This window comes from Haloferula sargassicola (assembly GCF_040362925.1).
Lineage (GTDB): Bacteria > Verrucomicrobiota > Verrucomicrobiia > Verrucomicrobiales > Akkermansiaceae > Haloferula > Haloferula sargassicola.
Window position 1 is genome coordinate 1 of record NZ_BAABRI010000002.1, and the last position, 14,052, is coordinate 14,052.

The window sequence follows — 14,052 nt, forward strand, 5'->3', positions numbered from 1 at the left end:
CCCCCCCCCCCCCCCCCCCCCCCCCCCCCCCCCCCCCCCCCCCCCCCCCCCCCCCCCCCCCCCCCCCCCCCCCCCCCCCCCCCCCCCCCCCCCCCCCGGCCGCCGCCCCCCCCCCCCCCCCCCCCCCCCCCCCCCCCCCCCCCCCCCCGGGCAGGGAGGTGGAGCTGGTGAGGGAGTGGGGACGGTTCGAGTTCCCGGCAGCGAGAAGGGGCGATCGGTGAGGACGGGGAGAGCAGGCGGTTTCCCGGGGACTCGAACGGATGGTCAGAGCGAGAGCGCTGCCAAGCCCCTGTCCGGCGGTCGATGCCCGCCGCCCCCCTCGATGCCCGCTCCTCGTAGGCCGCCGGCTCGATGGCTTGCCTGTCATTTCACCCGCAGCTCCGCCGTGGGGCAGGACGCGGGGTCCCAGCGTTCGGCGAGGGCACGATGGATCACCGCCACGGAACGCACTGGCTTCACCGTGGAGCTTGCCCCGCCAGCAATGAGTTCCAGCGGCTGGTCGAGATCGATGAGCCGGTCATGGAGAAGAATCCGGGTGCCGGCCGGCACGTCGCCGGTCAGGGTGATCGTCCGCCCCTCGACCGTGGCAACGATTTCCTGCCCGGCCTTCGTTTCGTAACCCTCCGGCAGCTGGAGCCAGTAGAAGCGGCGGTGGGTCACGTCGTCCTGAAACCAGACAATCTTCTTCGGCCACGGATCGCGCGTGAACCCGGCCATCCACGGGATGCCCTCGGCATCCTTGCGGTTCATCCAGTGGCCGAGGCCCTCGTAGATGCGGCCCATGTGCGTGTAGCCCTGCGGATCGGCGGCGTGGAGCTCGTCCAGTTTCTTGAGGCGCTCCGCAGCGATCTTGTTGCGATCGTAGGCGCTGTCCTCGCCGCCCATGAAGATGGCGAAGGGCAGGTTGCGCAGGCCGAGCAGGGAAGCCTCGTTCGGATGCCCGGCCATCATCGCGGCGGCGGCGAAACGGTCCGCCATCCGCGGAGCCACCTGCCAAACTCCATCGCCACCGGCCGAGTAGCCGGTCAGATAAACCTTGTCGGGATCGACCCCGCGCAGCGCCACCATGTCCTCGATCAGCCGAGAGAACAGCGGGTCGATGTGCTCCTGATGCCACATGTTCCAGCTGTCGGTCGGGGCCCGCGGCGCGACGCAGATGCCCTCGGGGATGTCGTAGAGGTTCACTTGGTTCGACCACTGCTGGTCGTTGACCTCCTTGGTGGTGCCGCCGCCGCCGTGCATGGAGATCCAGAGGCTGCGCTGGCCGCGCTCGGCTTCGCCGAAAGTCCGCTCCTTCCACAGGAGCGTCTTGTCGCCGAGGGTGATCGCCTTGTTCTCCAGCTCGGCGGCGCGCTCGGCCTTGGTCGGTTCGAGGAGCTGCTCCGCGATGAGCCGGACGACCCGGTCGGATTCCTCCGCGGTGAAGGTCGGATCCGAGTCGGGATTTTCGGTCAGGGCCTGGACGGCCTCCGGCACGGCCTTGAGCTTGGAAACGATGACATCCCGGGTGGTCTCCCCATCGCCCGCGGTGAAGGGCTCGGTTTCGAGGATGGCACCGCCGATCTCGAACCTCAGGCGGTAGGCGTTGCCCGGCGTCACGGCGAGGCGCGGCATGTCATTGAGGTCGGCGCTTCCGGCCTTGGTTTCGAACGGCTCCAAGATCCTTCCCGCCACGCTGGTGAGCGCGCCCTTCGCGGCGACCCGCGTGTCGCCCTCGCCGCCCTTGCTCAGCCGCACGCCGAGCACCGGCCGGTCGGCCTCGGACTGGGCATACCGCTCCGTCACGTTCACCGCCGCCACCGACTCGGACTTGGGCGACCAGATCATGGGAAAGTGGAGCCCGTCCCGTTTCCAGGAGGTGGCATAGATCGCGTGCTCCGGCACATCGGCGCGGGCCTTGGCGGCATCGCCGGTGAACCACCCGCGATCCAGCCCCGCCTGGTCGAACTCGTCGGCCCCGGTGAAGTGCCAACCGCCGTCCCAGATCTCCACCCAGGTGTGGTTGCCGCGGCCGTTGGACCACATCGGCGTGCCCACCGCCCGCGCCGGGATGCCGACCGCGCGGCAGGCATCGACGAGGATGATCGAGAGCCCGGTGCAGGTCGCCTTGCCCTGCTCGATCGACTCCTTGGGGCTCTGGTTGGTGCGCTCGCGGTCGGTGTTGTAGTGGGTTTCCAGCAGCTTGAAGAGGTCGCGGTTGAGGCGCTGGGCGGCCTCGGTCGCGGAGCCGGCTCCCTTCACGATCGGGGTGCATTTTTCCAAAAAATCCGCCCGCCACGGATCGCGCGGCTCGTCGAAGACGGCGTAGGGCAGCACGTCGTTGAGGAAGATTGGCTCCGGCACGGCCTGCGCCCACGGAAAGGTCTCCCGGGCCTGGATGGCGAGGTCGAGGTTCTCGTTCAGGAAGGCGGCTGAAAGGGACTCGCGGTCCTGCCGCGGCATGTTTTCCACCAGAAAACGGGCGGCCTTTTCGCCGAAGGCGCCGTGGGCCTCGCGGGCGTGGTCGATGAACTCATCCACCGGCTGCGCGGCGGCCGTGGCGATGGCGACAAGGGCGAGGAGCGCTTTCATGCCGCGAAGCTACGGGTAGGAGCCGCCGGATCGATCAAAATGAGGCGCCACCCCGGCGCGCGATCTCTTTCCGCAGCGCCCGGCATGACGCCAAAATCTCAAAAACACTGTGCAAGGGAGGGCAACTTTATGACAATCGCGCACGACTTATTGCGAAACCCGAGAATCTTTCCACTTCAGCGACCCACCCACCATGTCCGAGCAGGCCAAGCTAACCATAGGAGACAAGACCTGGACCTTTGACACCTTCGAAGGGACCGAGGGCGAGAAAGCCATCGATACCCGCACGCTGCGGGCCGAGACCGGCTACATCACATTCGATGAGGGCTACGGCAACACCGGCTCCTGCAAGAGCGAGATCACCTTCATTGACGGCGAGAAAGGCATCCTCCGCCACCGCGGATACCGGATCGAGGACTTGGCCGAAAAGGCACGCTTCCTGGAAACCGCCTACCTCATCATCTACGGCGAGCTGCCCTCCGGGGACGATTACGAGGCCTTCCGCGGCCGCGTGCACCGGAATACCGCCATCCACGTCGGCATGGAGAGCCACTTCGATGGCTTCCCGCTGGACGCGCACCCGATGGCGATCCTTTCCAGCCTCCTCAACTCGCTGGGTTGCTACTACCCGAACCTGGCCTCGAACGACCGCGAGCAGGATCTCGAGCACTTCGACGAGGCGGCCCCGCTGGCCATTTCGAAGGTCCGCACGCTGGCCGCCATGGCCTACCGCATGAAAGTCGGGAAACCCTTCGTCTACCCCGACCACAAGCTGCTCTACTCGCAGAACCTCCTTCACATGATGTTCTCCGAGCCCTACGAGCAATACGTGGCCTCGGAGACCGTGGCCCACGCGCTCGATCTCTTCCTGCTGCTGCACGCGGACCACGAGCAGAACTGCTCGACCTCCACCGTGCGCATGGTCGCCTCCGGCGGAGCGAACCTTTTCGCCTCGGTCTCGGCCGGGGTCAGCGCCCTGTGGGGTCCGCTGCACGGCGGGGCGAACATGGCCGTCATCCGCATGCTCGAAGCCATCCACAAGGACGGCGACGACGGCTCCCGCTTCATCGAGGCCGCCAAGCGCAAGGAGGCCCGCCTGATGGGCTTCGGCCACCGCGTTTACCGGAACTTCGACCCGCGCGCGAAGATCCTGGGCAAAGCCTGCACCCGGGTCCTCGACGAAATGGGCAAGAGCGACCCGCTGCTCGACATCGCCCGCCGCCTCGAGCAGGCGGCGCTGGAGGACAGCTATTTCATCGACCGCAAGCTCTACCCGAACGTCGACTTCTACAGCGGCATCCTGCTTAAGGCCATCGGCATCCCGGTGGAAATGTTCACCGTCCTATTCGCCATCGGCCGCCTCCCGGGCTGGCTCGCGAACTGGCGCGAGATCGCCAGCGAAAAGGACGGCCGCATCCACCGCCCCCGCCAGATCTACACCGGCCCCGCCGAGCGCGATTACATCCCGCTGCGCACCCGCTGAGGCCGCGGCCGTGCCGCAAACGCCCGCCCTTCAGGCCATCGCGGCCTTGAAGGCGGCGACGTGGGCCGCCACCCGCTTCGCCAGCTCGGCCGAGCTCGGCGTTTCGAAGGTGAACGAAATCGGACAGCCGCGCTTGGCCAGGTAGATCGCCTCCGGCCAGTGGTCGGGCAGGTCCGCCTCCGCCTCATGGTAGATCCAGCCCGGCTCGCGGGTTTCATGGTCATCGATGCTGGCCTCCGGCTCGGCCGGAAACCACGGCGCCACCGCTTCGAGGATCCCGTGGGCGCGCGCCGGGCGGTCGTCGCCGAGATTGATCTCGTAGAAATAGAAGCCGCTGCTTTCCCAGTCCTCATGTAGGGAAACGAAGGCCCGCGGGGCGGTCAGCGACTCCAGCCAGGTGGCGTGGGCGCGGACCTCGGGCGTCTCGAGCCGCAGGTAGTCGCGGTTCAAATCCAGGCCGTCGGCATTTTCCCGCGTCCCGGCGGCGAGCCCGGTCGGGTTCAGCGCCGGGCAGACGATCCAGCCGGCGTCGAGCACGCCTCCCCGTAGCAACTCCAGCGCGGCCAGCGGGCCCGCCGGTTCGTCGCCATGGATGCCGGCGGAGAGGTAGCGCGCGTTTTCCGGCTCCGCCGAAACGAAGGCCATGACCGGCCCGTGGCTCGTCTCCGCCAGCCGCAGCGAGCGCAGGCCGCGGCTCTCCGCCTCGGCCTGGAACTGCTGCAGAAATGCCGCCGGATCGAACGGGCTCACCGCGGTTTCAACGTTCCTCGATCGGGGGCACCGGCCGGGTTTCCGAAGGCCCCACGTAGAGCGTGAGCGGGCGGTAAAGGCGGTTGTCGCGCAGCTGCTCCAGCACCTGCGCCGTCCAGCCGCTGGTGCGGGCGATCGCGAAGATCGGCGTGAACAGGTCGGTCGGGATGCCCAGCGAGTAATAGACCGTCGCCGAGTAGAAATCGACGTTCGCCGTCAGGCCTTTCTTTTCAAACATCAGCTCCGCGATGCGCTCGGACATCTGGATCCACTTGGGCTCGCCCAGCTCGTCGGTCAGCTCGATCGCCAGCCGCCGCAGGTGCGGCGCGCGCGGGTCGAGCTTGCGGTAAACGCGGTGGCCGATGCCCATGATCTTCTCCTTCCGCTCGAGCTTGCCTTCCACATAGGCGTCCACGTTTTCCAGCTCCCCGATCTCCAGAAGCATCTGGATCACGCCCTCATTGGCGCCGCCGTGCAGCGGGCCCTTGAGCGTGCCCACCGCCGAGGTGATGCCGGAGTAAATGTCGGACAGGGTCGCCACCGTCACCCGCGCCGAGAAGGTCGAGGCGTTCATGCCGTGGTCGGCGTGAAGGGTCAGTGCCACGTCGAGGATCTTGGTGGCGCGCTCGCTCGGCTCCTCGCCGGTGATCAGCCACAGGAAATGGCCGGCCTCCGACAGGTCCTTGCGGATCTCCGGCAGTTCCAGCCCTTGGCGGAAGCGATGGTAGGCGGCGACGATGAGCGACACCTTCGACACCAGCGAGATGGCGCACGCGGACAACTTCTCCAAGTGCGGCTCGCCGATCTCGGCGCGGTCGTCGTAAAGGCCCAGCATCGAGACGCCCGTCCGGAGCACATCCATCGGGTTGGCGTCTTTTGGCGCGGTCTTCAAATACGTCAGCACGCCGTCGGGCAGGCTGCGCTCCGCCCGCAGCGCCTTTTCGAACTCCTCCGCTTCCGCTTGGTTCGGCAGCTTGCCGCGGTGAAGCAGGTGCACCACCTCCTCATAGCTGCAGTGGGCGACCAGTTCGTCGATCTCATAGCCGACATAGCTCAGTTTTCCTTCTTCACCGCGGACTTCGGAGAGGGCGGATTCGTTTGCGATGACGCCGGCGAGGCCTTTCGAGTATTCGGTCATAAAACGGGGAGATTTTTTGAAAAAAGCGGCCGGGAATCCGGTGCTGGGGCAACAAAGCGGGTCCCTGGAATCCCTGCAAGGGAGAATGCGGAGGCCTTGCTAGGGGCGGCCTGCGCAGGTTATTCCGCGGGGGTGCCCCTGCTGCTCGCCATCGAATCCAGCACGAACCGCGCCTCCTTGGCGCTGTTTCGCGACGGCGTTTGCGTGTTCGAAGGCGGCTTCGAGAGCGATCGCAATCACAACTCGCTGCTCTTTGATCCTCTGGAGAAAGCCCTGGCCCGGCTGGAAGGCGAGCGGCTGGATGAGGTGGTGATCGGCACCGGCCCGGGCAGCTACAGCGGCACGCGGGTCGGGATCGCCGCCGGGCAGGGCGTGGCTTTGGTCCATGGCTGTCCCGCCGTCGGCCTTTCGTCGCTGCTCGCCACGCCGGTGAGGCGCGGTTTCGCCATCGGCGATGCCCGCCGCGGCAGTGCCTGGTGGGCCACGGTCGGGGACGGATTGCCGCAGCCCGAACTGATCGATCCCGCCGAATTGGCTTCCCGGCTCCGCGACCAGCCGGCCGTGTTTTCTTTCGAAAATGTCACCCGCCTCGGCCTCCCCGCGGAGCTCGAGGTCGCGCACCAAGAGCCCACCGCTCCGCGGCTCGCCGAGGCATGGCTGGCCCTGCCCGAGGAAACGAAGGCCCGCCTCCGCGCCGAAGCTCCCCAGCCCGCCTACCTCCGCCCCCCGCACATCACCGAGGCAAAGAAGGGCCATCCGCTGCTGCGGAAGAAGGAGTAGCCTCGGCCCCGATCATTTCCTGCGCCGTCCGAACATTTCCCCACACCCGGATGAGCAGGCGCGTGCTGCCGTGATCGTGGCGCTCGCAGGCGAGCAGCACGCGTGTGCCGGACTTTTCGAGATCCCAGAAATCGCCGCTCTCCGCCGCCCGCCAGCCGTCGGCCAGCCAGTCGCGCAGGATCACCTCCCGCGGCCGCGCGTCCCAGGTGGAAAGCTCGGCATCGGCGGCGGGGATCGCGGCTGGCCGTGGCGAGATCGGGCCGATGAATTTGCCCGTGCGCGCCTTGGCCCGCAGGCGTGGGGCCAGCCAGCCGAGGCAGGCCAGCAGGGCCCGCGTCCACGGCCTGGCATGGCGGGCATCGAGCTCGCGCAGCGGCTGCATGCGGGCGATCACGCCCTGATAGCCGGCGAGGCCCATCGGACCGTGGTAAATGATCGCCGCACCCGTGGCGCGGACCGGGGAGCCGGTGTAGATGACGCCCTGCCAGCGCGCGTCGCCGGCAGGCGAGAAGCGCCGCGGGAACTTGGCCATCAGCACCGCCTCGGCGCGGCCGTAGCCGAGCTGCTGCCGGAGATAGCCGACCGCGCACGGCCGGCGGTGGTGCCACACGAAGGCGTTCGGCGCGAAGCCGATCCGCAGACCGGCATCGCGCAGCCGCCAGCAGAAATCGACGTCGTCCCCGGCCGTGTGGAAGCGTGGATCGAAGCCGCCGACCTCGAAGTACGACGTCCGCCGTACGGCGAGATTGCAGCCGGGAACGTGCTCGGCCTCGCGGTCGTCGAGCATCACATGGCTGGCCGCGCCGGGTGCGGAGGCGATCGCTGCCTCGACCGGGCCTGCCGGCGGGGGCGGCAGGTTCGGCCCGCCCGCGGCATCCCAGCCTTCGGCGAAACAACGGCTCAGCTCGACCAGCCAGTCGGCATCGGCCTCGCAGTCGTCATCGGTGAAGGCCAGCAGCCCGCCGCCCGCCGCGGCGGCGCCCGCATTGCGCGCCGCGCTGAGGCCGGAGGGCTCCTGGCGGATGAGCTTCACCGCCGGAAACTCCGTTTCCACCCGGTCCGCCGAGCCATCCGACGAGCCGTCATCGACCACGATGATCTCCGGCTTGGGACCGTGGAGTTTTCCCAGCGATCGCAGGCAGGCGAGAAGCCGGTCGCCGCCATTGCGGGTGCAGACGATCACGGAAAAGGCCGGCATCTCCGGCGCGGCGGGTGTTTCGCCGAAGACGTCGCGCACCGCGGCCAGGGCCGGCTTTTCCCGCCCCTCGCGATCGATCAGCCCGAACGACCAGTCGGCGATCTCCTCGCCCGCGTTGAACCAGCGGTCGCTCCACGCATACACCGTGAAGCCCGCCACGCCTTCCTCACGGGCGATCCGCGCCGCAGCGGCGAGCAGCTCCGCCTGGGCGGCGGGCCCGTGCCGTTGGGCATCGAGCCCGAACTCGGAGATCACCAGCGGCCGATCGCCGGCGATGTGATGCAGCCGCCGCAGGTAGCGCCGGAACGCCCGGGGGTCCTCGAGGAAAACGTTCATCGCCGTCAGGTCGGCGTTTCCCGGCTCGAGGTATTCGGTGGTCGGGTAGTTGGCGTAGGCCCAGATCAGATCCGGCGCGCGTTCGCGGCCGAAATCGATCAGCGCCTCGATCCGCCGCCGCGTCCACTCGGGGCCCATCCAGCGCACCAGATCGGCGGGGATTTCGTTGGCCACGAAAACGCCGGCCAGCGCGGGATGCCTGCCGTGAGCCGCCAGCCCGCCGGCGAGCGACCGGCGCGCGGTGGCGAGCGCTTCGCCATCGCGGAAATCCACCGCCTGCGGCCACTCGGGCGCCGCGAACACCCACAGCCCGGCTCCGGCGGCGGCATCGAGCAACTCCGTTTCCGGCCACGAATACAACCGGATGGCCTCGAAGCCCGCCGCGCGGATGCGTTGGAAATCGCCGCCAAGGTCCGGGGGCCAGCCGCCGGGAAAAGGGCCGTAGGTCACCATGCGCAGGAAGGCCCGCTCCGACCCCCGCCGGAGAAACCTTCCATCGACCCGCAATCGCTCCATTTCGCCGGCACGATAGGCTGCGGCCACCACCGCGACGAGCACAGACCCGCATTTCCCTCGCGCGCCCGCCGGGCCACGCCTATGCCTGAATCATGCGCACGGAACTCCTCCACAACTCCATGTTCGCCATGGCCGCCACCCAGTTCGATGGCGTGGCCGACTTCCTCGAGCTCAATGACGAACTGCGCGAGCGCTGCAAGTGGCCCAAGCGCCTCATCACCGTGACCGTGCCGGTGCGCCACGATGACGGCAGCACCCGCGTTTACTTCGGCCACCGCGTCCAGCACCACCTGACCCGCGGCCCGGTGAAGGGCGGGCTGCGCTACAGTCCGGACGTCGATCTCGGCGAGGTCGCCGCGCTGGCGATGTGGATGAACTGGAAGTGCGCGCTAATGAACCTCCCCTTCGGCGGCGGCAAGGGCGGCATCAACTGTGACCCTCGTACTTTGTCCCAGGGCGAGCTGGAGCGCATCACCCGCCGCTTCACCATGGAGATGATCCCCTTCATAGGCGAGGACATCGACGTGATGGCACCCGACATGGGCACCAACGAGCAGACCATGTCGTGGATGGTCGACACCTACTCGACCCACCAGGGCCACCTCGTTCCGGGCATCGTGACGGGGAAACCGCTGTGCCTGCAGGGTTCCGCCGGCCGCACCCGCGCGACCGGTCACGGCGTGGCCTTCCTCGCCTCGCGCGCGCTCGACAAGCTCGGCGTGCCGATCGGTGAGGCGACCGCGGTGGTGCAGGGTTTCGGAAACGTCGGCTCGCACACGGCGTTCACGCTCGCCTCGTACGGGGTGAAAGTCCGCGGCATCTCGGACATCTCCGGGGCCGTGTGGAACGACGACGGCCTCAATCTGCCGAAGCTCTCGAATCACGTCCGGGCAACCGGCAGCGTCGTGGGTTTCAGCGAAGCGGATGCGATCGATCCGGCGGAAATGCTCTGCCAGGAGTGCGACATCCTGGCCCCGGCCGCGGCGGGCATGGTGATCACCGGCGACAACGCCCCGCGGCTCCGTTGCAAGGTCCTGGCCGAGGGCGCCAACGGCCCGACCACGCCGGAGGCCGATGCCATCCTCAACGAGCGCGGCGACGTTTTCATCATCCCCGACGTGCTGTGTAATGCCGGCGGCGTGACCGTGTCCTACTTCGAATGGGTGCAGAACCTGCAGCGTTATTCGTGGACCGAGCGCGAGGTGATCACGCGCCTGGAAACGCAGCTCGAGGCGGCGTTCACGCGGGTGCTGCAGTTCGCCGATCGTTTCAAGCTCCCCATCCGCACCGCCGCCCAGGCCCTGGCGGTGAAAACGGTGTCCGACGTGAAAGCCCAGCGTGGCCTGTTCCCGTGATCGGGGGCGGCGGGCATCGACCGCCGGGCAGGGTGGCGGAAGTGCGCCCCGGGTCACGGGACGGTTCGAGTTCCTCAAGCCGCCGTCACCTCGCGGCGAGCCCATCTCTGCAGCAGCAGGCCTTGCGAGGAAGTGAAGGTGGAGGCAAGCCGTCGTCATCTCGCGGCAAGCCCATCGCTGCGAGGGACTCGAAGCGACTTTCATCGTGACGGAAAGCTCGCCTGCGCCAGCCCGGCGGTCGATGCCCGCCGCCCCTGTGGATCATTGCCGGCGAAGGCGCTGGACAGCCATCGGCCCGGCTCCTGATCGCCCGCGGCCAAGAAGTCGCAACAGCGTGGCATGTTGGATCGGGGGCGGCGGGCATCGACCGCCGGGCAGGGTGGCGGAAGTGCGCCCCGGGTCACAGGACGGTTCGAGTTCCTCAAGCCGCCGTCATCTCGCGGCAAGCGCATCGCTGCAGCAGCAGGCCTTGCGAGGAAGTGAAGGTGGAGGCAAGCCGCCGCCCCTTCGCGGCAAGCCCATCGCTGCCAGGGACTCGAAGCGACTTTCATCGTGAGGGAAAGCTCGCCTGCCCCAGCCCGGCGGTCGATGCCCGCCGCCCCCTTTTTTACTCCGAAATCAATGCTTCCAGGCGGCCTTGTCCGGCAAAGATGGCATGATCGAACTCGAAGCCCGCCGGATCCGGATCACTGCCGGTGAAGGCGCTTACCAGGCATTGATCGGACTCGCGGTAAGCCGCGGCGAAAAAGTCGAGACCGTCATGCTCGTTGCGACGGAGCGTGAGTACCAGCCGGCAGGGACCGGGCTCGGCGGATTGAAGCGAGTAGCGGGCCAGGGTTTCGCCGGTCTTTGAAAACGAGGGCTCACCCTTCGTCGTCGCTTGATAGGTCACCTCGCGCCCCGCAAGTCCCCAGGTGAGATCGAGCGGTCCGCCTTCCGTCTCCGGCTCGAAGCGGGCGTAGAAAACCAACTTGTCGCCCGGCTTGGACAAGGTGGTGGACGGAATCGACGCCTCGCCGTTCTGCCATGTCTCGATTTTCCTGCTGCCTTGGAGCTTCGGTGTGAAGTCGCCGCGCGTGCCCCAGGTCGTGGGCACCGGGCCCATCGCGAACGCAAGCGTGCCGCCTTGGGCGATGTCGGCGTGGCGGATCACCGGCCGGTCGAGCGGTTTTCCATTGAGCGTCACCGACTGGATGAAGGGATTCGAGTCGCCCGCATCGCTGGCGGTGATCGTGAACGTCCGGCCATTTCCCAGATGAAAATCCAGCCGCGGAATCCGCGGCCCGTGGAGGTAGTAAAGGTCCTGCCCGGCCACCGGAAACAGGCCGGCCGTCAGGAAGAAGTAGAGCGAGGACATGGCGCCGGAGTCCTCGTCGCCGGGAAACGAATACGGCCCGTAGTGCTGGCGCAGCCGCTCGGCCCAGTGCGAGCTGAGATACGGCCGGCCGGCATGGGCGAAGAGCCAGGTGCTGTGGAAGCAGACCTCGTTGGTGTAATCGACGTAGGCGTTGCTCTCCTGGCGGAAGGCAAAGTCGAGGCGCTGCAGGAAGCGCGCACGACCGCCCATCATCCCGATCATGGCATCGCGTTCGTGCGGCACGTTCCACGAGTAGTTCCAGCAGGTGCCTTGATAGAAGTCGTCGCCGGAAGTCACCGATGAAGTACTAAAATCACCGTTCTTCTTCCGCGCGCGGACGAATCCCGTGAAGCCGTCGCCGGTGGCGGTTTCGTCCCACACCTCCCGCCAGTTCCGCGACCGCTTTTCGAGCCGATCGCCGATCCCGCGGTGCCCGAGCCCGCGGGCGACCTGCGCCGCGGCCCAGTCCTCGTAGGAAAAGGCCAGCGTCGACGAGCCGGAGCGGGTCCGCCAGTCGTAGTCGCCGTGGTCGCCGTCCGAGGCCACGTAGCCGAGCTTCAGGTAGTCGGGCATGCGGCGCGAGGCGTGGGCGTCGAGGAGCTTCCAGACTTTCTTCCAATCGATGCCGGGCACCTTTTTCGCGAAGGCGTCGGCGATGATGAGGTCCACCTCGTCGCCGCCCTGGCCGACCTGATAGTCCTTGCCCTGGATGAACGCGGTCTCGGCGCGGCCGTTGTGTTCGTAGCGCTCGCCGAAGGAATTCACGATCGCGGCCAGCGTGTCCGGCTGGGTGATGGCGAGCAGCGGAAACAAAGTCAGCCAGGTGTCCCAGCAGGTGTAGTGGTCGTCCCAAAGCGCGGCGTCGGCAGGCCAGCCGGCGGCATCGCCGGTGCGGTCGCGCGGCTGGATCAGGCTGTGGTAAAGCGCGGTGTAGAGCTTGCGCCCCTCCTCAGCGCTGATGCCCGGCGTATCGATCGCCAACATCGCCTTCTCCCATGACGTTCGGGCCGCGGCCTCGAGGCCCTCGATGTCCCACTGCGGGATGTCCGCCTCCAGGAACTCGCGCGCCTTTTCCACCGAGGTGAAGGAAACGGCGATCTTCAGCCGGACCGGTCCGCCCTCGCGGGTGTCGAATCGCATCCACCCGCCGAGGGGCTGGCGGTCGTGGATCGTGGCCTCGGTCTCGCCATCGCGGACATCATCGCCTTGCCAGGTGCCGGCCGCGGTGGGGATGCGGTCGGATTTGGCGAAGAAATACAGTTCGTAGGGTGCCGGGTTCCAGTTGCCATCGAAGGTGCCGCCGCCGCTGATGGTTCCGGCCTTGGCGTCGATCCGGAGCGAGCCGCTTTTCATCGCATCGCTTCGCCCGAGCTTGCGGGCGACGTCGAAATAGATCCGGGCGTCGTCGCCCGCGGGAAACTGGAACTCGTAGATCGCCGCGCGGCGGGCCGGAACCACGGTGCAGGGCGTGTTCCAGCGGTCCAGCTTCGCGCGCAGCGCCCACGGTTTCGCCTCCATGCCGGAGACGGGCGACTGGTGATCGGCCTCGTGATGTCCGGGACCGATTTGGGGAGAAACGAGAAAGTTGCCGAACGAGAGCGTGCTGCTCCCCGCGCCGAGCGCGTGCAGTTGGGAAAAGCCGACCCACGGGCTGCCGTGACGATAGCCCGAGGCCGCCGCGTCGAGCGTGTCGGGGCTCGGATAGATCGAGGCGTGCGGCAGCACCGGTCCGGGCGGGCACGAGCCGCGGTCGGCCGCGCCGATCATCGGGTCGATCCGTTCGACGGCGGGCAGGTCCGTGACGCCTCCGTCCGCCTGCTCGGCGAGGCCGGCCTCATCGAAGAGCGCCGCGGCCTCGCTTTCGCTGAGCTTTCCATCATAGAGACGCAGGTCGTCGAGGTCGCCATGGAAAGGATCGAGCACCTTCCCCGCGCGGATGAAGGCTCCGAGCGTGAAGTTCCGGATCGGGTCCGACTCCAGCGGGACCGGACGTTCGTTTCCGCCTCGGCGGACCCCGTCAATGAAGAGCGATCTACTATTTTCGTCGTAGACAGCCACGAGGTGGTGCCAGCGGCCGTCGCTCACGTTCACCCCGCTGGCGATTTCACCGGAGTCATCTCCGGCGCCGCCGCTGCGGGCGCGGACCCGGACGCCGGTGCCGCCGGAGGATTCGCGGGTCACCAGCTCGAAGCCCGCATTGAAGGTCGCGGGGTCGGTCGAGTCGGTGGACAGGCCGGCCACCGCTTGCGTGCCACCCAAAGCTTCGAGCGGCTTCTGCCGCACCCAGCAGGCGATGCTGAACGGCCGGAAATCGCGGTAGTCGCCGAGCACGGACAAAGTCCCCGCCTCATCAATGAGGTGACCTCCCTGACCTCCGAGGTGGGCGAATCCGCCGATGGCTCCGTTTTCCGGCTGGAAAGCCACGTCCTCACCGCGAGTGACGAGCTCGGCCTTGCCCACGGCATCCAGGCCGTCGTGATCGAGGGGAAAGTGGTGCCTGAGCGTGGCGGAGGCCGCGGGGAGGACGAGCGCGGCGAGCGTGAGAAGGGATCGGATCGGCATTGGGTT

The 14,052-nt window shown here is 67.8% G+C and carries 8 protein-coding genes; 3 read left to right on the plus strand and 5 right to left on the minus strand.

All coding sequences use genetic code 11. The annotated features are described in order from the left end of the window. Positions 1-363: 363 nt before the first annotated feature. Positions 364-2,571 (minus strand): transglutaminase domain-containing protein, encoded by a 2,208-nt coding sequence (locus ABXH26_RS01595; protein WP_353565275.1) that lies wholly within the window; start codon positions 2,569-2,571, stop codon positions 364-366. 193 nt (positions 2,572-2,764) lie between these two features. Here ABXH26_RS01595 and ABXH26_RS01600 point away from each other — a divergent pair, with 193 nt between their 5' ends. Then, positions 2,765-4,054, plus strand: a complete 1,290-nt coding sequence (locus ABXH26_RS01600; RefSeq protein ID WP_353565276.1) for a citrate synthase — start codon at positions 2,765-2,767, stop codon at positions 4,052-4,054. Positions 4,055-4,084: 30 nt separating this feature from the next. Here the strand turns inward: ABXH26_RS01600 and ABXH26_RS01605 are convergent, their stop codons facing one another. Together ABXH26_RS01605 and ABXH26_RS01610 are read right to left on the minus strand one after the other, a co-directional pair. After that, positions 4,085-4,804: a M14 family metallopeptidase gene (locus ABXH26_RS01605; RefSeq protein WP_353565277.1), complete on the minus strand. Its 720-nt coding sequence runs from the start codon at positions 4,802-4,804 to the stop codon at positions 4,085-4,087. Positions 4,805-4,811: 7 nt separating this feature from the next. Then, the gene (locus ABXH26_RS01610) at positions 4,812-5,942 is read right to left on the minus strand and encodes a citrate/2-methylcitrate synthase (RefSeq protein WP_353565278.1); all 1,131 of its coding nucleotides are present in this window, start codon (positions 5,940-5,942) and stop codon (positions 4,812-4,814) included. Positions 5,943-6,074: 132 nt separating this feature from the next. Here ABXH26_RS01610 and tsaB point away from each other — a divergent pair, with 132 nt between their 5' ends. Continuing rightward, positions 6,075-6,722, plus strand: coding sequence for a tRNA (adenosine(37)-N6)-threonylcarbamoyltransferase complex dimerization subunit type 1 TsaB (tsaB, locus tag ABXH26_RS01615; protein WP_353565279.1), 648 nt, complete (start codon positions 6,075-6,077; stop codon positions 6,720-6,722). On the opposite strand, the gene ABXH26_RS01620 is transcribed toward tsaB, so the two are convergent. Beyond that, positions 6,676-8,799, minus strand: coding sequence for a glycosyltransferase family 2 protein (locus ABXH26_RS01620; RefSeq protein ID WP_353565280.1), 2,124 nt, complete (start codon positions 8,797-8,799; stop codon positions 6,676-6,678). The genes tsaB and ABXH26_RS01620 overlap by 47 nt on opposite strands. A 65-nt stretch (positions 8,800-8,864) precedes the next feature. Between ABXH26_RS01620 and ABXH26_RS01625 the strand changes: the two genes are divergently transcribed. After that, the gene (locus tag ABXH26_RS01625) at positions 8,865-10,127 is read left to right on the plus strand and encodes a Glu/Leu/Phe/Val family dehydrogenase (RefSeq protein WP_353565281.1); all 1,263 of its coding nucleotides are present in this window, start codon (positions 8,865-8,867) and stop codon (positions 10,125-10,127) included. A gap of 607 nt (positions 10,128-10,734) precedes the next feature. Here ABXH26_RS01625 and ABXH26_RS01630 read toward each other — a convergent pair. Then, on the minus strand, positions 10,735-14,046 hold the full coding sequence (locus ABXH26_RS01630) for a GH92 family glycosyl hydrolase (RefSeq protein ID WP_353565282.1): 3,312 nt from the start codon (positions 14,044-14,046) through the stop codon (positions 10,735-10,737). Positions 14,047-14,052: the final 6 nt, after the last annotated feature.